The sequence below is a fragment of the Marinobacter sp. genome (genome assembly GCF_035268745.1).
Classification (GTDB): Bacteria; Pseudomonadota; Gammaproteobacteria; order Pseudomonadales; family Oleiphilaceae; genus Marinobacter.
The window spans coordinates 31813-51885 of record NZ_DATFKH010000053.1 but is presented as its reverse complement, the minus strand read 5'-3'; the positions used below and the strand labels follow the sequence as shown (position 1 = coordinate 51885).

The window sequence follows — 20073 nt, the reverse complement described above, 5'->3', positions numbered from 1 at the left end:
GCGAGTTGCTTAACCCCCGAAGTCATCCAGCATGATGCTTTCGTCCTCGACACCCAGATCCTTCAGCATCTTGATGCAGGAAGCATTCATGATGGGTGGCCCGCACATGTAATACTCACAGTCTTCAGGAGCCGGGTGGTCCTTCAGGTAATTTTCATACAACACATTGTGGATGAACCCGGTCGGACCCTGCCAGTTATCGGAAGGCAAGGCATCGGACAGGGCCACATGCCACTCAAAGTTGTCATTTTCTTCCTGCAGCATGTCGAAATCCTCGACATAGAACATCTCGCGTACACTGCGGGCGCCGTACCAGAAACTGATCTTACGATTCGTATTCAGGCGCTTGAGCTGGTCAAAAATGTGTGAGCGCATGGGTGCCATACCGGCACCACCACCGATGAAAATCATTTCCGCATCGGTCTTCTTGGCGAAGAACTCGCCGAATGGACCCATAACGGTGATCTTGTCGCCCGGTTTAAGAGCGAACACATAGGAGGACATGATACCCGGCGGATGATCTGTGCCCGGGGGCGGCGTTGCTATACGGATATTGAACTTGAGAACGCCCTTCTCTTCCGGATAGTTGGCCATGGAATAGGCACGAATGGTCTCTTCCTTGTTGACCGCCTTGTAACGCCAGATATCGAGCTTGTCCCAGTCTCCCCGGAAATCCTCTTCGATATCGAAATCCTTGAACTCGATTTCGTAGGGAGGACATTCCAGCTGGACATAACCTCCTGCCCGGAAATCCACTTCCTCTCCTTCCGGCAGCTTGAGCACCAGCTCCTTGATGAAGGTGGCCACGTTGTGGTTAGACTCTACAACGCATTCCCACTTCTGCACACCGAAGAATTCTTCCGGAACCTCTACTTTCATATCCTGCTTCACCGGAACCTGACAGGAAAGACGCCAGCCCTCCTTTTCTTCGCGGTTGGTGAAATGAGTCTTTTCCGTGGCCAGCATGGCACCGCCACCTTCCAGAACCTTGCACTTACACTGGGCACAGGTCCCGCCGCCACCACAGGCAGAGGACAGGAAGATACCGCTGCCGGCAAGCGTACCCAACAGCTTGCCACCGGCTTCGGTTGTTACCGTATGTTCCGGGTCGTCGTTTATTTCAATCGTCACGTCACCAGTGCTAACGAGCCTGGATCTTGCCGCGAGGATGACTGCGACAAGGGCCAGCACGATAACGGTGAACATGACCACGCCGAGAATAATTTCTGTATTCATGGTCTCGCCTTTTCGTTAAACCCAATCACCGGGTTGTTACAGTGAAATACCTGAGAATGACATAAAGCCAAGGGACATCAGCCCAACCGTGATGAAGGTGATGCCGAGGCCCCGCAGCCCTTCGGGTACATCGCTGTACTTGAGTTTTTCACGGATACCGGCAAGGGCAATAATGGCAAGCGCCCAGCCAACACCGGCACCGAATCCGTAAACCAGGCTTTCGCTGAAGGTGTAATCACGTTCAACCATGAACAGTGAGGCACCCAGAATGGCGCAGTTCACTGTGATCAATGGCAGGAACACGCCCAAAGCAGCGTAGAGAGCCGGAATATACTTATCCATGATCATTTCCATGATCTGGATAAGAGCGGCTATTACCCCGATATACGTGAGCAGGCCCAGAAAGCTCAGATCGACATTGGGCAAACCTGCCCAGTCCAGTGCGCCTTCTCTAAGGATGGTGTTATAGAGCAGGTTATTCACCGGCACGGTAATCGTCAGTACTACAATAACCGCGATACCGAGACCCGTTGCCGCTTCAATCTTCTTGGAGATCGCCAGGAATGTACACATTCCCAGGAAGAAGGCCAGCGCCATGTTTTCGACAAAAATAGCCTTCAGAATCAGACTGATATAATGTTCCATCAGAATGCCTCCTTGACGGTATGGCGTGACATCTTGAAGTCAGCCTCTTCAACCTGCTCAGGCTTCCAGACCCGCAGTCCCCAGATTGCCAGGCCGATAATAAAGAACGCACTCGGCGGCAGCAGCAACAGACCATTGGGAATGTACCATCCGCCTTCGTTGACAACCGGCATGATGGAAACCCCGAACAGCGAGCCCGCGCCCAACAGTTCGCGGAAGAACGCCACAAAGATCAGCAGGACCGAATAGCCCAGGCCGTTACCGACGCCGTCGAGGAAGCTCAGCCAGGGGCCATTCTGCATCGCAAAGCCTTCAGCCCGACCCATAACAATGCAGTTGGTAATGATCAGGCCAACGAACACCGAAAGCTGCTTGCTGATTTCATAGGCATAAGCCTTGAGTAGTTCATCAACCACGATAACCAGTGAAGCGATGATCGTCATCTGAACGATGATCCGGATACTTCCGGGAATCTGTGCCCGAACCAGCGAAACTGCAAGGTTGGAGAAAGCTGTAACCGCAATAACGGCTGCACACATGACCAGCGTCACGTTCATGCTGGTGGTTACCGCCAGCGCGGAACAGATTCCGAGAATCTGCAGAGCGATGGGGTTATTACTGAAAATCGGTTCGAAGAGAACCTGTTTGGCGGTTGCGTCTGCCATGGTCAGACCTCCCCTTGGCGAAGTTTTTTCAGGTAGGTTTGGTAGCCCCGGTCACCCATCCAGTAGTTGACCAGATTCTCAACGCCCCGGCTTGTCAGTGTAGCGCCGGAAAGCGAATCAACCTTGTGTTCCTTGTCAGCCGCATCAGCGCTTACGCCACCTTTGACCAGCCTGATTTTGGGCTCCTGCAGTTGATCACCATACACTTCCTTGCCGACCCATTGCCTTTTCCAGCGAGGGTTATCAACCTCGCCGCCCAGACCGGGGGTCTCGGCATGGTCATAAAACCCGAGTCCCTCAATGGTATTGGCATCGCCTTTCAACGAAACAAAACCATAAAGCGTGGACCAGAGACCATAACCGTGAACCGGAAGTACAACCCGAACCAGCTCGCCATTCTCCGACAGAGTGAAAATCTTGGCTACGTCGGGACGGCTTTTGATACCGGCCGGGTCCTCCGCCGCAGACAGAATTCTGGTGGACATTTCCGGGTCCGATGCTGCTTTGTACATGTCGTACTTCATCGGGTCATCAACGCCTACTGCACTCGGATCGACATACTCACCGGAATCCAGATCCAGTAGACGAACATCAAAGCGGGAGAACGCCTGCTCAATCTCTTCCGGACTTGCGCCCGGCTCGAGCATCCCGGCAGCCGCCAGAATGTTCGTACGGATATCAAGATTCTGGTTCTTGATCTGGGCTGGCCGCAGCAAAACCGCAGCCGTTGAGACCACAACAGAAAATGCAATACTCAGCACCAACGCTACCATCAGCGTTCTGGAGACAGTTTCTTTAGCTTTAGCCACGTGCAAGCCTCCGTTTGATGTTGGCCTGGACCACATAATGATCCATCAGCGGTGCAAATAGGTTGGCAAACAGAATTGCCAGCATGATGCCTTCAGGAAATGCCGGGTTAACCACGCGAATCAGCACCGTCATTACGCCCACCAGGATACCGAAGCCCCAGCGGCCGGTATTGGTCATGGCGGCAGACACTGGGTCCGTGGCCATGAACATCATGCCGAAGGCAAAACCTCCCATAACCAGATGCCAGTGCGCGGGCACATCGAACATCGGATTGGTTTCGGATCCGACGATGTTCAGAAGCAGCGTCATGCCGATCATGCCAATCAGCACGCCGCCGACGATACGGTAGGAAGCAATTCGCATCACCACCAGTACTATGCCGCCGAGCAGTATGGCCAGCGTGGAGGTTTCACCGATCGAGCCCTGGATCGAGCCCATGAACGCGGACATCCAGCCAATCTGGGTTTCAAGGGCTTCAAGGCCGCCGCTGGCAGCCCAGCTCAGGGCCGTTGCCCCACTGAACCCATCCACCGCAGTCCAGACCGCATCCCCTGAAATCTGTGCCGGGTAGGCAAAATACAGGAAAGCACGGCCGGTAAGCGCCGGGTTAAGAAAGTTCTTGCCGGTACCACCGAACACTTCCTTACCGATCACCACACCAAAGGTGATGCCCAGCGCAGCCTGCCATAACGGAAGGTCCGGCGGACAGATAAGTGCAAACAGAACCGAGGTGACGAAGAAACCTTCGTTTACTTCGTGACGGCGAACTGTTGCAAACAGAACTTCCCAGAAACCACCAACAATAAACGTTACTGCGTAAATCGGCACAAAATACGCCAGGCCGTAAACGAAGTTATCCCAGATGCTGGCCGCGTCGTTTCCGGCCAGTGCGCTGATGAAAGCCGTTCTCAGCCCGCCATCAGCCATCATTGCGTCGGGGTTTTCGGCCAGGAAACTGTTGGCCTGAAAGCCGATATTCCACATGCCGAAGAACATGGCCGGAAAGGTACATATCCACACCGTGATCATGATGCGCTTCAGGTCCACGCCATCGCGGACATGAGAGGTCGTCGATGTCACCTTGCCAGGTGTATAGAAAATTGTATCGACCGCTTCGAAGAGCGCGTACCAGCGCTCGTACTTGCCACCCTTCTCAAAGTGGTGCTCGATGCCATCGAGAAACTGCCGAATTGCCATCTGTTAGCCCTCGATCTCGATTCGGGTCAGATTCTCACGGAGAATCGGACCGTATTCATATTTACCCGGGCACACGAAGGTGCAGAGCGCCAGATCTTCTTCAGCCAGTTCAAGCGCACCCAGTTTCTGCGCCATTTCGGTGTCGCCTACAATCAGCGAGCGCAACAACTGGGTTGGCAGAATGTCCAGTGGCATCACTTTTTCGTATGACCCGACCGGAACCATGGCCCTTTCGCTGCCGTTGGTGGTGGTGGTGAAGTTGAACAATCGGCCCTTGGTCAGACTGGACAGGTAGATGTTCAGCACCGAGAAGCGATTGGACCCTGGTGACAGCCAGCCCATGAATTCGCGTTTGGTGCCCTCTTCAAGCACGGAGATCTGATTGGCAAACCGCCCCAGATAGGCACAGGCGTCATCGCCCCGACGACCACCGAAAACAGACCCGGAAATCGTGCGCACTTCGCAGTCAGTGGCAATTTCACCTTCCAGCAGTTCAGTCAGGCTTGCACCGATACGGGTGCGAAGCAGGCGGGGCCTGGTTGCCATCGGTCCACCGACGGCGACAATCCGGTCAACCGGCAATTCACCGGTTTCAAACAGCCTGGCTATATCAATGACGTCCTGATAACCAATACTCCAGACCACCTTGTCCCCCACAATCGGATCAAGGTGATGAATATGCGTTCCGACGTTACCGGCCGGGTGCTTTCCATCAAACTGATGAACTTCCACCGAGTCCGACTTGGGCACCGGAACATCAGATCCGGGCCTGCCTGTCACGAATACCTTGCCATTCGTCAGTCGGGTGAGAATTTCCAGGCCATGCTCGAACGCTGACTTGTTTTCGCCAATGATGACCGTCGGGTCTGCGGCAAGCGGATTGGTATCCATGACCGAGACAAATATCGAATGGGGTGCAGAGTCAATCGCCGGGACCTTGCTGTAAGGCCGCGTCTTGAACGTTGTCCACAAGCCAGATTCCACCAGATTATCAACTACTTGCTGTCGCTCCAGAGAGGCAAGATCAGACTCGCTGTAACGGGCAAATGATTCTGCTTCGTCGCCTTCGACTTCGATCACAATGGACTGGAACACGCGGCGTTCGCCGCGGTTGATTTCTTTTACCACACCGGCAGCCGGTGAGGTGTAGCGAACGCCCTCGGTCTTCTTGTCCGTAAACAGCAACGTGCCGCGCTTGACGCGGTCTCCTTCTGATACAGCCATGGTCGGTTTCATACCGATGTAGTCAAAACCGATCAATGCCACATGGCGAACGGGATTGCTATCTGTGATGGTCTGCTCAGGAGCGCCGCTGATGGGAAGATCCAGGCCTTTTTTGATTTTGATCATTAGCCTATCCAATCATCAGAACTGTTCGATGGATTTGACCGTCCGGCTTCCCGTGCCAATCGCCTGTCGGAAACTTCGGTGGCTGCGTGCCGGAGGTACCTAAAATCATCGCAATTATAGGGTCTAAGGAACACTATTTCCACTGAAAACCCGGTCGAGTGTTCCGGTGGCAGCATATTCCCACCATAAAAAAACCCCGAACGCTGAAAGGCCGGGGTTTTATTCTGGAGCATGAGTCAGCCCGGGAGTCAGCCGCGAACCCGCTTGGGAAAAATCGCATAATCCACGCCGGCCATCTGACTGACAACGCGAATCACCTGCGCGCTGTAACCTGCCTCGTTGTCATACCAGACGTAAAGGATCAGACGTTTGCCGTTAGCAATGGTTGCCTGCGCATCCACGATGCCTGCATGGCGGGAACCCACAAAGTCGGTGGAAACCACTTCCGGAGAGTTTACAAAATCAATCTGCTTCTGCAGCTCGGAGTGCAGGGCCATATCCCGGAGATAATCATTCACACCCTCAACTGTCACCTCTTTTGAAAGATTCAGATTGAGAATCGCCAGCGACACGTTCGGCGTCGGTACCCGGATAGCGTTACCAGACAGCTTGCCCTTGAGTTCCGGCAACGCCTTGGCAACTGCCTTGGCGGCGCCGGTCTCGGTAATGACCATATTGAGAACCGCGCTGCGGCCGCGGCGGCTGCCCTTGTGATAATTATCAATCAGGTTCTGGTCGTTGGTGTAGGAATGGACTGTCTCTACATGACCATCTTCCAGACCATACTCATCGACAATGGCCTTGAGCACCGGCGTAATGGCGTTGGTGGTGCAGGAAGCGGCCGAGAGGATCCGGTCCTCCTCGGTAATCCAGTCGTTGTTGATGCCATAGACAATATTCTTGATCTCGCCTTTGCCCGGCGCTGTGAGTATGACCCGGCTCACACCCCTGGATTTCAGGTGCAACCCGAGACCTGCATCATCACGCCAGATACCGGTGTTATCGATCACGATGGCATTATTGATGCCATACTCGGTGTAATCCACCTGATCCGGGCCCGGCGAGTAGATCACCTTGATAAAGTTGCCATTGGCAATCAGCGCCGAATTTTCCTCGTCCGCGGTGATGGTGCCGTTGAACGGCCCGTGAACCGAATCCCGCCGCAGCAGGCTCGCCCGCTTCTGCAGATCGTTGGCTGCGCCGCCGGGGCGGACCACAATGGCACGCAGGCGCAGGTTGTTACCGCCACCGGCTTTCTCGATCAAAATGCGCGCAATCAGCCGGCCAATACGGCCGAACCCATACAGCACGACGTCCTTGGTATCACGCTCTGCATCCTCGGCGGACTGGGCATGATAATGCCCGACAATCGGCCCGATTTCCTGCCTGAGAAAATCCTCAAGCGAACCACCAGTTTCCTTGAACTTCACCGCCAATTTGCCGATGTCCACATGGCCGCGGCCCAGCTCCATGCTGTCCATGGCCTGCAGAATAGGTAGCGTGTCATGAACGGACAGCCCGCGATCCTCAACCTGACGCACAAAACGATGCGCACGGATGATGTCGATCACCGACTGGTTGATCAGTTTTCGGCCGTAAACGGAGGTCACCACATTGTTCTTGCGGTAGAGCCGGCCTATGAGCGGAATCATTGCTTCCGCTGTCGATTCCCTCTCCGTCCAGTTGGACAGGTGCTGATTGATCTGCTCGTGACTCACGCTTTAACCCCTACGTTTTTTTGAACCTGGAAAAGTGGGCGCACATTATCCAACGGAATTGCCCCCACGGCAAATACGCAATGCTCCTGAGTAAAAGGACACTCGCTTGCCTGCCATGACAGTAGCTTTATGGGCGGTTAGAATACCCGGTTTCCGACATCCACATCGAGCTCGGACAGCCATCCCGGGAGTTCCAGATCGGCCATGATTAATGCTGAAAAACAGCCCAGCTCACAGCTCAGACTGGTATCGCCACCGGCTCCGGTCAAGCCCTCAGATCACCGGCACTGGGGACAGCTTCATGGCAGCAGTGACGCCCTGGCCATTTGCGAAAGCGCCCGGGAGCATCATGGCCTGACCCTGGTCATCACCCGCAACACCGACGAAGCTATCCGCCTTGAGCAGGCGATGCGGTTCTACCTGGGGCTGCCCACTGACGAAGACCAGCCCGCTGTTACGGCAGAAGGGCTGGAACTGTTGTCCCTGCCCGATTGGGAAACCCTGCCCTACGATCTGTTTTCACCCCATCAGGACATTACATCCAGGCGTATCCGCGCGCTGCACCGGCTACCGGCTACCCGTCATGGCGTTCTGGTAGTACCTGCCAGAACCCTGATGCACCGGTTGCCACCGGTCAGTTTCCTGCAGGGCAATACACTGCTGCTGGAAGTCGGTCAGCCGCTGGACATCAGCAACTGGCGCCGGCAACTGGAAGCGGCGGGCTACCGCCACACCGAGAACGTCTATGAGCATGGGGAGTACGCCATCCGCGGCGCTATCCTCGATATTTTCCCGATGGGCGCCACCCGACCGTTCCGCATCGACCTTTTTGATGACGAGATTGAAACCCTGCGCACCTTCGATCCTGAAACCCAGCGCTCCATCGACAGGATCGGGAAAGTCGAGCTTCTGCCCGCCAATGAATTTCCCTGGCATAAAGAAGCCCGGTCAGGATTCCGCAACCGCTGGTTTGAAGCCTTTCCCCATGCGGATAAAGACGCTCCGATATATCAGGACGTAACCCGGGCGATTACGCCGCCCGGCATTGAATACTATCTGCCCCTGTTTTTTGACGAGACAGCCACGCTGTTTGACTACCTGCCCGAAGAAACGCTGGTATTCACCGCCGCCGGGCTAACCACGGCGGCCGAACAGTTTACAGCTGACACTGCAGCCCGTTACGAGGAGCGCCGCCATGACCGCATGCGGCCTATCCTGCCGCCCTCCCGGCTGTTCCTGAGAGACGAGGAACTGTTCGCCCGACTCAAGCACTACCCGCGAATCACCACCAGCGATCAGCCGGCACAAGGCGCGGGAGCCGTAAACTGCCAGACCGAACCGCTACCGGATATTGCCATGGACGGGCGAGCCGCTGACCCTGCCGGCCGGCTCAAACGTTATATCAGGGAATTTCATGGCCGGGTGCTGATTGGCGCTGAATCCTCCGGCCGTCGGGAAGCACTGATCAGCACCCTGGCGGATCATGGCCTGTCCCCGGACACCCTGGACAGCTGGCAGTCTTTCCTGTCAGAGCCGGATTGCTCGCTGGGCATTACCATTGCACCCATGGAACTCGGGCTGGTGTTGCCCGCACAGCACCTGGCACTGATTACTGAAACTGCATTGTTCGGCGAGCGTGTGCTGCAGCGCAGGCGCCGGCAGAAGCCAACGGAAGCTGACGATGCCGGTTACCGTGACCTTTCCGAACTGCGTATCGGCGCGCCGGTGGTCCACATCGATCACGGGGTCGGTCGTTACCGTGGGCTGGAAACCATTACCCTGGACGGCGATGCCAACGAATTTCTGATGCTCGAGTACGCCGGCGGCTCGAAGCTCTATGTTCCGGTGTCCAGCCTGCACCTGATCTCCCGTTATACCGGCTCCGACATTGATCATGCGCCGCTGCATAAACTGGGCACCGAGCGCTGGAGCAACGCCAAGCAGAAGGCTCTGGAAAAAATTCGCGACACCGCGGCCGAACTGCTGGACGTCTACGCCCGTCGCGAGGCCCGCAAAGGCTTCGCGTTCGAGGATCCGAAAGAAGCCTATCGCGCCTTCGCAGCAGGGTTTCCCTTTGAAGAGACCCCGGACCAGCAACTGGCCATCGAGTCCGTGTTTGCCGACATGATCAGCGAAAAACCCATGGACCGGCTGGTTTGTGGCGATGTTGGTTTTGGCAAGACCGAGGTGGCCATGCGCGCGGCCTTCATGGCGACATATTCTGGCAAACAGGTAGCCGTGCTGGTACCCACAACCCTGCTGGCGCAGCAGCACTACGAATCCTTCCGCGACCGCTTTTCCGATACTGCGGTCAGCATTGAGCTGCTGAGCCGCTTCCGCAGCGGTAGCCAGACCAGCAAAGCGGTGCAAGCCATCGAGGAAGGCAAGGCCGACATCGTGATCGGCACCCACAAGCTGCTGCAGGGGGATGTGAAGTTCAGGAATCTCGGCCTGGTGATTATTGACGAGGAACACCGTTTCGGCGTCCAGCAGAAAGAAAAGCTGAAAGCGCTGCGGGCAGAAGTGGACATGCTGAACCTGACCGCAACTCCGATTCCCCGAACCCTGAATATGGCCATGGGTCACCTGCGGGATCTGTCGATCATCGCCACGCCACCCGCCCGCCGCCTGTCAGTGAAGACCTTCGTGCGCCAGCGTGACGAGGCCATGGTGAAAGAAGCCATCCTGCGGGAAGTGTTGCGTGGCGGTCAGGTGTACTTCCTGCACAACAACGTGGCAACGATAGAAAAAACCGCAGAGGACCTGCGCCGGCTGATTCCGGAAGCGCGGGTCGGGGTCGCCCATGGTCAGATGCGCGAGCGTGAGCTGGAGCAGATCATGTCGGACTTCTACCACAAACGCTTCAACGTGCTGGTGTGCACCACCATCATCGAGACCGGCATCGATATTCCCAGCGCCAACACCATCGTGATCGAGCGGGCGGACAAGTTCGGACTGGCACAGCTACACCAGTTGCGGGGCCGGGTCGGCCGTTCGCACCATCAGGCCTACGCCTATTTGCTGACTCCGCCACCCAGGGCTATCACCGCCGATGCCAGAAAACGGCTGGAAGCCATTGCCGAGGCCCAGGACCTGGGTGCCGGGTTCATGCTGGCCACCCACGATCTCGAAATCCGCGGTGCCGGAGAATTGCTCGGGGAGGAACAGAGCGGACAGATCGAAAGCATCGGCTTCACGCTATACATGCAGTTGCTGGATGAAGCTGTCGAGGCGATCCGCGAAGGACGTACCCCCAACGCCGATTTGCCACTGAGCCACGGCACCGAAATGAATCTCAGAATTCCGGCCCTGATTCCGGAAGACTATCTGCCGGATGTCCATAACCGGCTGATGCTTTATAAACGCATTGCCAGCGTGGATAACAGCGAAGGATTAAAAGAACTTCAGGTAGAAATGATCGACCGCTTCGGATTACTGCCGGAACCGGCGAGGAACCTGATGCACCAGTCGGAACTGAGAATCCGGGCAGAAGCCCTCGGCATCACCAAAGTCGATGCCGGCGGGGAATGGGCAGGATTTGAGTTCGGCAGCTCAACGCCGGTTGACCCGCTGGTTCTGGTTAAAAAAGTGCAATCCGCGCCCGATGACTATCGGTTGGAAGGTGCCAACAGTTTCCGTTTCCGGCTGAACGATACTTCAACCAGTGGTAAGCTTGAGGGCATTTCCAACATGCTCGGGCAGTTAGCACCGGCAATGAGCCAGCAGCCTGCCCCCGGTAAAAAGAAGCGCCGATGAACAACAGCCAAAGTGAGTCCAGACCCTTGCAGACACCCGGTAGACCAACATCCAGAACTCTGGTTCTGACGATTGCCGCGATTGCCGTCACCCTGGTGTTTGCACCGACATCCCGGGCCCAGGAGACGGCTGCAACTCCGGCCCCGGCCGAGGTTCCCGGCGTTATGCCGCCAGCGCCTGAATTGACGCCGGAACAACAGGCCCTTGCCGAGGATTTCTATCGGGCAGAGTTCATTATTCTCGAGCGCATGATAGAGCCCTCCGCCGTTGACGAAAAGATGGCCAATAGAGTGCCAGAGCCACCGGATCTGGAAGCCGAAAAAGTCCTGCGTCATACCGATCACAACGGAGACGTTCAGACCACGCTGGAGCTGGTCCCTCGCGCCGAGCTACACCTGAACAGCGCAGCAGAACGTCTGGAACGCAGTGGCCGCTACCGCGTTTTACTGGCTGAGGGCTGGTACCAGGCATTTCCACCGGATTTCACGGGTAAACCGCTGTGGGTAACGATCGGGGACTGGTTGCCAGGCGCGGAGCACACCGACGTTCAGGGCATGATCACCATCGACCGGCAGCGCTATCTGCACGTTGATGTCCGGCTCAATCACTGGGTGCCTGAAGCCCCGACGGAAAGCCTTCTGGGCATTGACCTCAATGCCGAAACCCCGACCCGGCCCCACCCGCCAAGGATCGCAATCGAACCGGCAGGCCTGAAAGACACTCCCCCGGAAGATGAGACCGCTATTGACCCAGCGGAAGCACAAGCCGGTACAGCTGATTTAACGCCGGATAACGCAGAGACCGGGCAACCACGGGCACTGATCGCGGGCCTCAACTGGCCCCGTGCAGAACTGCTGACCTGGATACGGGAAACCCGCCGTATGCGCAGTGAAGAGGTGCATTTTCTCGACGCCCCTACCCTGGGGGTGCTGATTTTCTTCAAAAAGATCGAGCCGGAGGATGCCGCCCCACTGATCCGGAAACTGGGCCTTACGGGCGATCAGGAGCCGGAAGAGTCCCAAGAGGCGCCATAGCAACCTCCAGCAGTTTCCGGACACCGGACATGCCGGTAGCAATGGCCGCTTCAATGTCCGCCATGGTGATGACCTGATCGGTTTTTCCCGCTGCCCAGTTAACGACCAGCGCCAGGCAGACATAATTCATGCCCAGTTCAGCGGCCAGCGCGGCCTCAGGCATACCGGTCATCCCGACCAGGTCGCAGCCATCGCGCTCCAGCCTGCAGACTTCCGCCGCCGTCTCCAGGCGTGGACCCTGGGTGGCCGCGTATACGCCAAAGTCAGAAACTGACATGGATTCATCGACTGCGGCACGGATCAGTAGCTGGCGCGCGCGCTCTGAATAGGGGTTGGTAAAGTCGATGTGGGTGGTACGGTCAAGGTCGTCTTCAAAAAAGGTGCTCGCCCTGCCCCAGGTGTAATCAATCAGCTGGTCCGGTATTACAATCCGGGCCGGGCCCATTTCCGGATGAATGCCACCCACGGCATTGACACCGACAACCGTGCGAACGCCCGCATCGTATAGCGCCTGCAGGTTGGCCCGGTAGTTTACCCGGTGCGGGGGTATCCGGTGCGGGTCGCCGTGCCGGGCGATAAAAACCACCGGCTGGTGCCGGATAGCACCCTCTGCAAGCGCTGATGAAGGCGATCCCCAGGCGTTCTTGACCTCATACCGACGGCTGATTTCCAGCCCGGCAAGCGTGGTCAGGCCGGTGCCACCAATAACACCGACCGGTGCAACGGTCCCGGGCTCAGTCATCCTGGGCGCCCTCACTTTCACCGGACGTTGCCGGGGCGGCAGTTTGCCTGCTGCCGGATCGCCCCTGCTTCTCCGAATGCGCGGAAGGGGCGAGATCCAGGTCCGGCTCGGCATTGCCGGCAAGGTGCAGCGTCCGCGTCGGAAACGCAACTTCCGCTCCGTGGTCTTCGATGATCTGGCTGATTTTCAACAGGACGTCCTGTTTTACCTCGTGGAAGTTCACCCAGTTTATGGTTTTGGTAAAGGTGTAGACCATTATATCGAGGGAGGACGCACTGAAAGTCTCGAAATTCACAATCAGCGTCTGGTTTGCATCAATCTCTTCGTGGTTCTCAAGCATATCCTTGATATCGGCAACAATTGTGGCCATCTGGCTGACGTCTGCGTAGCGGATACCGATGTTCTCATAGATCCGGCGATTGAACATCCGCGACGGGTTTTCAACGGCAATGGTGGTGAATACCGAATTCGGAACGTAAAGCGGGCGCTTGTCGAAGGTGCGAACGGTGGTCAGCCGCCAGCCAATGTGTTCAACCGTACCCTCAATGTTCCGGTCCGGTGAGCGCACCCAGTCACCGACCTTGAAGGGTCTGTCCAGATGGATAATGAACCCCCCGAAAAAGTTGGCAAGCAGGTCTTTTGCCGCAAAACCAACAGCAATACCACCCACACCACCGAAGGCCAGCGCACCGGAAATCGAATACCCCAGCGACTGCATGGCAATCAGCGCTGCGGTGATGATGACCACCGCCCGGGCAAGTTTGCTGACCGCCGTCACCGTGGTGTAATCCATCGGTGTTGTCATCTTCGTCGGCGAAGACAGGATACCCTCACCTTCCTTGATCAGACGCAGGATGGTCCAGACCAGAATCCAGACAAAACCCAGCTGGAGTACGGTGTCATTTACTTTGAAAATCTCCGCCTGGGAAAACCGGTGGGCAACTTCTGCGGCCCAGTAAACGCCCTGAAGCCATACGAAAGCGACAATCGGTTTTCTTGCGGCATGAAGCAGTGCATCGTCCCAGAGGTTGCCGGTGCGCTGAAACCGCTTCTCCAGCACATAGACCACTCTGCTGGCCAGATAGGCAACGGTGGCTGTGGCAAATACCAGGCCAAAGACCACAAGGCTGACCCGCCAGCTTTCGGATAGCAGGCTCCAGTCCTGAACCAGGCTTGCGATAATGGGGGGAGTTTCTTCAATCATCAGCAGCCTCGGCCATGCGCTCAGGTGATGTCAACGGGAGTACCGGGCCGGACCTGACGGAACAGTTCCACAACCTGGTCATTTCGCATCCGGATACAGCCGTGGGATTGCGGGACGCCCATCGGTTCGGTATCCGGCGTGCCGTGAATGTAGATGAACCGACGAAAACTATCGACTGACCCCAACCGGTTTTTCCCCGGCTCGAGCCCGCAAAGCCAAAGGATACGGGTCAGAATCCAGTCCCGCTCGGGGTAACGGGCGGCAAGCTCCGGGGTGAGAATTTCCCCGGTAGGGCGTCGCCCGACAAACACCGTATTCAGCGGCCGGCCGGTGCCAATCATGGCTCTGACATAGTGTTTGCCGCGAGGCGTACAGCCACTGCCGTTGCGCTCTCCGGAACCATTCAATGCGGTCGATACCGAGTAGCGTAAGGGCCGGGTATTTGCCGTTTTCCAGAGCAGCAAAGTCTGATCGTCCAGACAGACCTCGATCTTTGGATAGCTGTCCCGGGCGGGAGCCTGTGGCATGCGCAATTGGCCTCTCGGTAAAAACCAGAGACGAAGACTAACCGAGTGAGCGGCGCTCAGGCAACTGAGGATTTACCGGCATGGGGCATCATCAGCATCGGATCTTCTGCCTGCATGCCAGCCGCAAGAAATGGCACCAGGCGAGCGGCGATTTCCTGCACAGTGGTATCGATACCAAGCTTGTTCTGGAGAATACCCCTCAGCGCATCGCTGCTGGACATGGTGAACGCGGTCGCACCGAGCATGAACTGAATGCGCCAGTAGCGGTCAACGGCCGACAATTGCGGCGTGGATTCCTTGAGCAGCCTCATGAAACGGCTGAAAGGCTGACTGTATTCCTGCTCCAGAAACCTGCGTAAATGTCCCTGGGACTGGGTATAGGCCAGACCCAGAAGCCGCATGAATATAGAGATACCTTTTTCATTACGCTGGGGCATGCGAATCGCGCTTTCGGTAAGCGCCCAGAGGGTCTGGTTAAGTGTCGGCGGCTGCCCGTCACACCGGGCCTCGAGATCGTCGAACGCGGTTTCCAGGGTGGCGGAAAATGGTGTCAGGAAACGGGCGAATACGGCATGAATCAGCGCATTCTTGGAACCAAAATGATAATTGACAGCGGCCAGATTTACCTTAGCCTTACTGGTAATCATACGAAGAGAAGTTTCGGAGAATCCGCGTTCTGCAAAAAGCTCCTCTGCCGCATCCAGAATCCGGTCAACCGTATCAGTCTGAGCCATAACAGTTTCAGCGCCTCTACCACACGTCTGTTTTAAACATACGTTTGATCCGACGTCCTGTCAAGCGCGCCCCCCCGGAGCTTGCCGCAGCCGACTCCCAGCCGTTATCAAGAGCCTGCTGGTGGCCTGCAAAAAAGGCCTTTTCCGCGCGCCCATAAGCTTTTTCTGCTTCCAGCAGATAGATCAGATAGAGCCGAATATGTTCCCGACGTTTCAGGCTGTTTGCCAGTACCCGCCGCTCTGATAGCGCCAGCAGCTCGCTGAAACGGGCGTCGCGCAGGGTGTTATTGAACTCTGCCAGGCGCGCGCACTGCCAGAGCAGCCCATCACTACCCTCAAGGTGGCGGATGTGTTTGCGTGCATCCTGCAGCATTCGCCTGCGCTTGATGAGCAGGTCCAGAAAGGAAGGCTTGCGCGTCAGCAGGCCACGAACAGAAGGCAGTCCGGAAACCAGCAGAATGACAAAAACGCCAAAGCCGCCACCTGCGATCCAGGCCGGTACCAGGCCAGTCATACCACTCAGAAACACAAGACCTGCCAGCAACGAACCGAACAGCCAGAGATCCCGGCGCCGGCGTGCCAGAGTCATGGTATAATTGCCTGGCCAGTCGGCCATGGCTAGAATCTCGAAATCCATCAGCACCACCCGATCGCACTGCCGCAACATCAGCCGGAGCTTTCTCTGGCGCGATTCGGACCGGGTTTTCTCATTACCGGCGCCCGATCCCGACGCTTCAATGGCTGGCTCTTTCCCATGGTCAGGATCTTGTTGATGGTCTGGTGGGGCCGCTGTTACCACAGGCACGGGATCAGCCTGTCGCCCCTGGCGGAGCAAGGGCTCCTCCGGGGGCGTTTCGGATTTTCCGGGTTGGTAACGCGTGTTTTCAGCCATGAAGGTGTATCGGCCAGGGCTGCCATTTCTTGAGTGTCCAATAGCTTGGCAGAGCCTTGCCTTGCCGGTATCCTTTGCGGACTACGGGCCCGGCAGACCAGTACCGGCGCCGGAACCAGTATAAGGGTTGTCATGTTTACAGGTATCGTTCAGGGTGTCGCCGTCGTTGAAGATGTAAAAGCGGCCCCGGGGCTGAGCAGTTTTGCCATCCGGTTTCCCTCAGACAAGGTTCAGGGCGTCACCATCGGCGCTTCAGTTGCCATCAACGGCACCTGCCTGACGGTGACCCGGCAGGAAACCGATCTGCTGTTCTTTGACGCCATGCAGGAAACCCTCGGGCTGACAACCCTGGGGACACTGAAGCCCGGTGACCGGATAAATTTCGAGCGGGCGGCCCGCATTGGTGATGAAATCGGCGGGCACCTGCTGTCAGGGCACATCCATACCACAGCTGATACCGTTGCCATCGACAGGCCTGAAAACAATTGCACCCTGACCTTCGAAGTGCCCGGTCATTGGGCCCATTATATTTTTCCCAAAGGTTATATCGCAATAAACGGGGCCAGCCTGACTATCGGTGAGGTCACCGAAAACCGGTTCAGTATTCATCTGATACCGGAGACCCTTCGTGCCACCACCTTTGCGGATATTGCCGTGGGTGACAGGGTCAATATTGAAATAGACAGCCAGACCCAGACCATTGTTGATTCTCTCGGCCCCATTCTGGCCCGTCTGGGTTACACTCCCCCCGCCTCCTGATGGGCAGCCTCGAACACCACAAATTTCGGGGTTGAAGCCAGCTGATGCACCCGGCGGAAGGAATGTTTCAGGGTGTGGTGATACCCCAGGTGGCGATTGCCGACCAGCAACAGGCGGCCCCCGGGCGCCAGCATTCCAGCGGACTGTTCGAACAGTGTCAGCGCGATGTGATCACCGACCACACCGCCCTCATGAAAGGGCGGGTTGAGCAGAATCAGATCAAACCCGGACGCCGCGGCGGGCAACCCGTCACTATGGGCAAAATGTACTGTTGCGCCGGGGAATCTCCGCTCGACGTTGTAACGGGTGCTGATTACGGCCTGACTGGACACATCAGAGAAAGTAACGTCAAGGTCCTGACGCTGCGCCAGGGCCACCAGACCAAGAACACCATTGCCACAGGCCAGATCCAGTACGCGACTGCCCGGGGCCAGGAGTCCCGCCTGCTGGCGCACGAAAGGCAGCAGTTCCCGCGTGCCGATATCCAGTTTGCGGCGGGAAAACACGGCGGGCAAGGCGTCCACCCGCAGGCCGGGTTCCGGAAGATGGTATCCCTGCCACTGATCACTCCAGCCCGCAAGCGTCTTTGCTCCGGGTTCCGAGACGATTACCCGTGCCTTTTTACGGGCCCGGGTAACCGTCCGGGGGTTTACCAGTTCATCGAAAACCTCGGCGCTGCTGGCCGGCAGATGTTTGATCATTCCGCCGGCGATGATCAGTCCCGACGGATCCAGCACCTGATTGATCCATCGCAGCAGCCAGGCCAGGTAATCGGTCTGTCTGGGAATTCGCATGATCACCAGGTCGAACCCGTTCTTCGGCGGGTTGATCCAGCTCACAGGCTCAGCAAAAGACGCTGACAGGCGGGTGTCGCGAGTGGGGTTGAGCCGGTGATTGGCGCGCAACGCAGAGGCCAGGGTGGCGCTTTCTGCCAGGGTGACGGGCGAAAACTCGCTGAATCCCAGCGTAAGAGCGCCGAACTGATCATCAAGGATCAGTACCCGGGGACTTCCGCGGCCCTCCGATTTCAGGCCCGCAAGAGTGTCCAGCCCGTGCCCGAGCAGCAATTCATCGGCCGCATCCCAGCCACGTAGTCCGGATGCATGATTTCCCGGCCTGCGGATACACAGCTCAATGCCATTAATCTGAAGGGTTTCAGCTGCCATGGTCGTCAGTATTTCCCCTTCGTTTACTTTTTTTATCAGTATTTGCGGAATCCGGCACGTCAGACGACGTTCTAGGCTGATTACTCTAGAAATTCACTTTAACCTTGGCAACACTGGTTTTAAACGAAGCATTCTTGCAACAGATGTTGCGCCCGGATCCGGCCAGAAATTTTCCCGGTTTACCGTTTGGTCCTTTTGTCGGGACACAAACTTTTGCCCCTCACCCCAGGGGCTTTTTTTTGCCTCGAAATCAGCCTTTTCTGGCGGACCAGACCGTAAACCTGTGGTCTTCCGCCAGGACTTTGACCGGGCCAAGGTGCTGCCGGATCAACGCCTGATAGGGCAAGAACCGGTTAGCAACCAGCCGCAGCTCCCCGCCTTTTACCAGGTGACGATTGATGCCCTGCAAAAAACGTTCGGTCACAGATGTGTCGGTGCGAATCCCGGAATGGAAGGGCGGATTGGTCACCACCGACTGATACTGGCCTTCAACATTTGCAAGGCCGTCGGAAGCGATGATGTTACCCTCCGCACCCGCCCGGTTATAGGTCGCCCGGGCGCATGCCACTGCCTGGAACTGGGCGTCCACCCCGTCCACCGACGAAATGGGATCGCCCCGCTGGGCCTGCAGCCGCTGCCACCAGCAACCAATCACCCCGGCACCGCAGCCAAAATCCAGAATTCTTCCCGAATCCAGCGGAATCCGGCCCAGGGTATCGAGCAGCATGGCGGTTCCGGCATCCAGCTCGCCGTCACTGAAAATTCCGGGTAAGGCGGCGACGTCAAGGCGTATGCTGCCATGTTCGACCCCATGCCACTGCAGCCAGTCTGAAACCCAGAAAGCCGGGGATGGCGGCAGGGTATCCGCCTGCCACACCTGACAGTGGCGTACGCTGTCTATCTTTTCCGATTGCGGGAAAAGCTCACGCAGTTGCCGCACGGCCCCGGCAATTCCTTCTTTTTTTTCGCCCACCACAATTACACGACCGTTCTTTCTGGTCAGCGAACGGGCCAGGGCAAGACGCATTGACATTTCAGCCCGTGATTTCGGCACAAAGATAACAACTGTGTCGGCACAGTCAGGGACCAGAGCCGGGTGGTCATACCCGAAGCTGACGGTCCATGGTTCATTGGCCTGCAGAAGCCCGAAAATGCCCATGTTTTCAGTCATCGCCAGTCCATCACCGGCAATCTGTTGCAGCAGTCCCGGGTCAGTCGGGCCGATCAGAGCCAGACGACCGGACACACATTCCCGGTTTTTCAACAGGGCCTGATGGGAATTGGGCATAGCAGACATGGATTAAAGCAGCCTCAGGCAAAAGCGGGAAGCTACTTTAAACCGAAGTGAAGCAGGAGGTAAACGCCGTACTCTGCCAGATCCTGCCCGCAGAGCGGCGGCGCGAAGCAGGAATTTACTTGTAACCCGAGACCATGGTGGCTTTCAGGGCATCTTCCGGGGACATCCCCCAGTCTTCAGAGGATGCCGGTTGTGATCGATCCGCACCCACATAGCGGGTCCTGCGGCCTGACGCTTTTGTCCCCCTGCGCGCATTCATGGCACTCAGAGCTTTCTGCATCATTTCTCTCATGGTTCATCTCCTGAATTACTACACCCGCAGTGTAACAACCGGAAGAACC

Annotated in this window: 18 protein-coding genes; 3 read left to right on the top strand and 15 right to left on the bottom strand. The window is 57.0% G+C overall.

Annotated elements, in window-relative coordinates; genetic code table 11:
• Positions 1–9: 9 nt before the first annotated feature.
• The 7 genes from nqrF to VJ956_RS04295 all read right to left on the bottom strand — a co-directional run bounded on the left by nqrF (position 10) and on the right by VJ956_RS04295 (position 7621).
• Entirely contained in the window at positions 10–1236 is a 1227-nt protein-coding gene (gene nqrF / locus VJ956_RS04325) for an NADH:ubiquinone reductase (Na(+)-transporting) subunit F (RefSeq protein ID WP_324082019.1), read from the bottom strand.
• A gap of 36 nt (positions 1237–1272) precedes the next feature.
• Entirely contained in the window at positions 1273–1881 is a 609-nt protein-coding gene (gene nqrE, locus VJ956_RS04320) for an NADH:ubiquinone reductase (Na(+)-transporting) subunit E (protein WP_324082017.1), read from the bottom strand.
• On the bottom strand, positions 1881–2546 hold the full coding sequence (locus VJ956_RS04315; protein ID WP_324082016.1) for an NADH:ubiquinone reductase (Na(+)-transporting) subunit D: 666 nt from the start codon (positions 2544–2546) through the stop codon (positions 1881–1883). The genes nqrE and VJ956_RS04315 overlap by 1 nt, the downstream gene beginning before the upstream one ends.
• A 2-nt stretch (positions 2547–2548) precedes the next feature.
• Positions 2549–3355, bottom strand: coding sequence for a Na(+)-translocating NADH-quinone reductase subunit C (locus tag VJ956_RS04310; RefSeq protein WP_324082014.1), 807 nt, complete (start codon positions 3353–3355; stop codon positions 2549–2551).
• Positions 3348–4553 carry an NADH:ubiquinone reductase (Na(+)-transporting) subunit B gene (locus VJ956_RS04305; RefSeq protein WP_324082012.1) on the bottom strand — a complete coding sequence of 402 codons (1206 nt, stop codon included), beginning with the start codon at positions 4551–4553 and terminating at the stop codon, positions 3348–3350. The genes VJ956_RS04310 and VJ956_RS04305 overlap by 8 nt, the downstream gene beginning before the upstream one ends.
• Before the next feature lie 3 nt (positions 4554–4556).
• Complete coding sequence (locus VJ956_RS04300; protein ID WP_324082009.1) at positions 4557–5903, bottom strand: Na(+)-translocating NADH-quinone reductase subunit A; 1347 nt, start codon at positions 5901–5903, stop codon at positions 4557–4559.
• A gap of 248 nt (positions 5904–6151) precedes the next feature.
• Positions 6152–7621 carry a glyceraldehyde-3-phosphate dehydrogenase gene (locus tag VJ956_RS04295; RefSeq protein WP_324082007.1) on the bottom strand — a complete coding sequence of 490 codons (1470 nt, stop codon included), beginning with the start codon at positions 7619–7621 and terminating at the stop codon, positions 6152–6154.
• Between the two features lie 204 nt (positions 7622–7825).
• Between VJ956_RS04295 and mfd the strand changes: the two genes are divergently transcribed.
• The gene (gene mfd, locus VJ956_RS04290; RefSeq protein WP_324082005.1) at positions 7826–11377 is read left to right on the top strand and encodes a transcription-repair coupling factor; all 3552 of its coding nucleotides are present in this window, start codon (positions 7826–7828) and stop codon (positions 11375–11377) included.
• Entirely contained in the window at positions 11374–12411 is a 1038-nt protein-coding gene (locus tag VJ956_RS04285) for a CsiV family protein (protein WP_324082003.1), read from the top strand. The genes mfd and VJ956_RS04285 overlap by 4 nt, the downstream gene beginning before the upstream one ends.
• On the opposite strand, the gene VJ956_RS04280 is transcribed toward VJ956_RS04285, so the two are convergent.
• From VJ956_RS04280 to VJ956_RS04260, 5 genes are read right to left on the bottom strand one after another with little or no spacing between them, the layout of a single operon-like run.
• Positions 12368–13153 (bottom strand): S-methyl-5'-thioinosine phosphorylase, encoded by a 786-nt coding sequence (locus VJ956_RS04280; RefSeq protein ID WP_324082001.1) that lies wholly within the window; start codon positions 13151–13153, stop codon positions 12368–12370. The two genes, VJ956_RS04285 and VJ956_RS04280, sit on opposite strands and share 44 nt — an antisense overlap.
• Positions 13146–14357, bottom strand: a complete 1212-nt coding sequence (locus VJ956_RS04275) for a mechanosensitive ion channel family protein (RefSeq protein WP_324081999.1) — start codon at positions 14355–14357, stop codon at positions 13146–13148. Before VJ956_RS04275 ends, VJ956_RS04280 begins: the two co-directional genes overlap by 8 nt.
• Positions 14358–14377: 20 nt before the next feature.
• Entirely contained in the window at positions 14378–14884 is a 507-nt protein-coding gene (locus VJ956_RS04270; RefSeq protein WP_324081997.1) for a L,D-transpeptidase, read from the bottom strand.
• Positions 14885–14940: 56 nt separating this feature from the next.
• Entirely contained in the window at positions 14941–15618 is a 678-nt protein-coding gene (locus tag VJ956_RS04265) for a TetR/AcrR family transcriptional regulator (protein WP_324081995.1), read from the bottom strand.
• Between the two features lie 16 nt (positions 15619–15634).
• Positions 15635–16510, bottom strand: a complete 876-nt coding sequence (locus VJ956_RS04260; RefSeq protein ID WP_324081993.1) for a hypothetical protein — start codon at positions 16508–16510, stop codon at positions 15635–15637.
• A 132-nt stretch (positions 16511–16642) separates the two neighbouring features.
• Between VJ956_RS04260 and VJ956_RS04255 the strand changes: the two genes are divergently transcribed.
• On the top strand, positions 16643–17269 hold the full coding sequence (locus tag VJ956_RS04255; RefSeq protein ID WP_324081991.1) for a riboflavin synthase subunit alpha: 627 nt from the start codon (positions 16643–16645) through the stop codon (positions 17267–17269).
• On the opposite strand, the gene VJ956_RS04250 is transcribed toward VJ956_RS04255, so the two are convergent.
• The 3 genes from VJ956_RS04250 to VJ956_RS04240 all read right to left on the bottom strand — a co-directional run bounded on the left by VJ956_RS04250 (position 17248) and on the right by VJ956_RS04240 (position 20024).
• Positions 17248–18435 carry a class I SAM-dependent methyltransferase gene (locus tag VJ956_RS04250; RefSeq protein WP_324081988.1) on the bottom strand — a complete coding sequence of 396 codons (1188 nt, stop codon included), beginning with the start codon at positions 18433–18435 and terminating at the stop codon, positions 17248–17250. The two genes, VJ956_RS04255 and VJ956_RS04250, sit on opposite strands and share 22 nt — an antisense overlap.
• Before the next feature lie 250 nt (positions 18436–18685).
• Positions 18686–19732 carry a class I SAM-dependent methyltransferase gene (locus VJ956_RS04245; RefSeq protein WP_324081986.1) on the bottom strand — a complete coding sequence of 349 codons (1047 nt, stop codon included), beginning with the start codon at positions 19730–19732 and terminating at the stop codon, positions 18686–18688.
• A gap of 115 nt (positions 19733–19847) precedes the next feature.
• The gene (locus VJ956_RS04240) at positions 19848–20024 is read right to left on the bottom strand and encodes a hypothetical protein (protein WP_324081984.1); all 177 of its coding nucleotides are present in this window, start codon (positions 20022–20024) and stop codon (positions 19848–19850) included.
• Between the last annotated feature and the right edge of the window lie 49 nt (positions 20025–20073).

What these genes read in the sequence shown, in the direction of transcription:
- nqrF (WP_324082019.1), bottom strand. Translation starts at nt 1,236, where the DNA reads ATGAATACAGAAATTATTCTCGGCGTGGTCATGTTCACCGTTATCGTG.
- nqrE (WP_324082017.1), bottom strand. Translation starts at nt 1,881, where the DNA reads ATGGAACATTATATCAGTCTGATTCTGAAGGCTATTTTTGTCGAAAAC.
- VJ956_RS04315 (WP_324082016.1), bottom strand. Translation starts at nt 2,546, where the DNA reads ATGGCAGACGCAACCGCCAAACAGGTTCTCTTCGAACCGATTTTCAGT.
- VJ956_RS04305 (WP_324082012.1), bottom strand. Translation starts at nt 4,553, where the DNA reads ATGGCAATTCGGCAGTTTCTCGATGGCATCGAGCACCACTTTGAGAAG.
- VJ956_RS04300 (WP_324082009.1), bottom strand. Translation starts at nt 5,903, where the DNA reads ATGATCAAAATCAAAAAAGGCCTGGATCTTCCCATCAGCGGCGCTCCT.
- mfd (WP_324082005.1), top strand. Translation starts at nt 7,826, where the DNA reads ATGATTAATGCTGAAAAACAGCCCAGCTCACAGCTCAGACTGGTATCG.
- VJ956_RS04285 (WP_324082003.1), top strand. Translation starts at nt 11,374, where the DNA reads ATGAACAACAGCCAAAGTGAGTCCAGACCCTTGCAGACACCCGGTAGA.
- VJ956_RS04280 (WP_324082001.1), bottom strand. Translation starts at nt 13,153, where the DNA reads ATGACTGAGCCCGGGACCGTTGCACCGGTCGGTGTTATTGGTGGCACC.
- VJ956_RS04275 (WP_324081999.1), bottom strand. Translation starts at nt 14,357, where the DNA reads ATGATTGAAGAAACTCCCCCCATTATCGCAAGCCTGGTTCAGGACTGG.
- VJ956_RS04270 (WP_324081997.1), bottom strand. Translation starts at nt 14,884, where the DNA reads ATGCCACAGGCTCCCGCCCGGGACAGCTATCCAAAGATCGAGGTCTGT.
- VJ956_RS04265 (WP_324081995.1), bottom strand. Translation starts at nt 15,618, where the DNA reads ATGGCTCAGACTGATACGGTTGACCGGATTCTGGATGCGGCAGAGGAG.
- VJ956_RS04260 (WP_324081993.1), bottom strand. Translation starts at nt 16,510, where the DNA reads ATGGCTGAAAACACGCGTTACCAACCCGGAAAATCCGAAACGCCCCCG.
- VJ956_RS04255 (WP_324081991.1), top strand. Translation starts at nt 16,643, where the DNA reads ATGTTTACAGGTATCGTTCAGGGTGTCGCCGTCGTTGAAGATGTAAAA.
- VJ956_RS04250 (WP_324081988.1), bottom strand. Translation starts at nt 18,435, where the DNA reads ATGGCAGCTGAAACCCTTCAGATTAATGGCATTGAGCTGTGTATCCGC.
- VJ956_RS04245 (WP_324081986.1), bottom strand. Translation starts at nt 19,732, where the DNA reads ATGTCTGCTATGCCCAATTCCCATCAGGCCCTGTTGAAAAACCGGGAA.
- VJ956_RS04240 (WP_324081984.1), bottom strand. Translation starts at nt 20,024, where the DNA reads ATGAGAGAAATGATGCAGAAAGCTCTGAGTGCCATGAATGCGCGCAGG.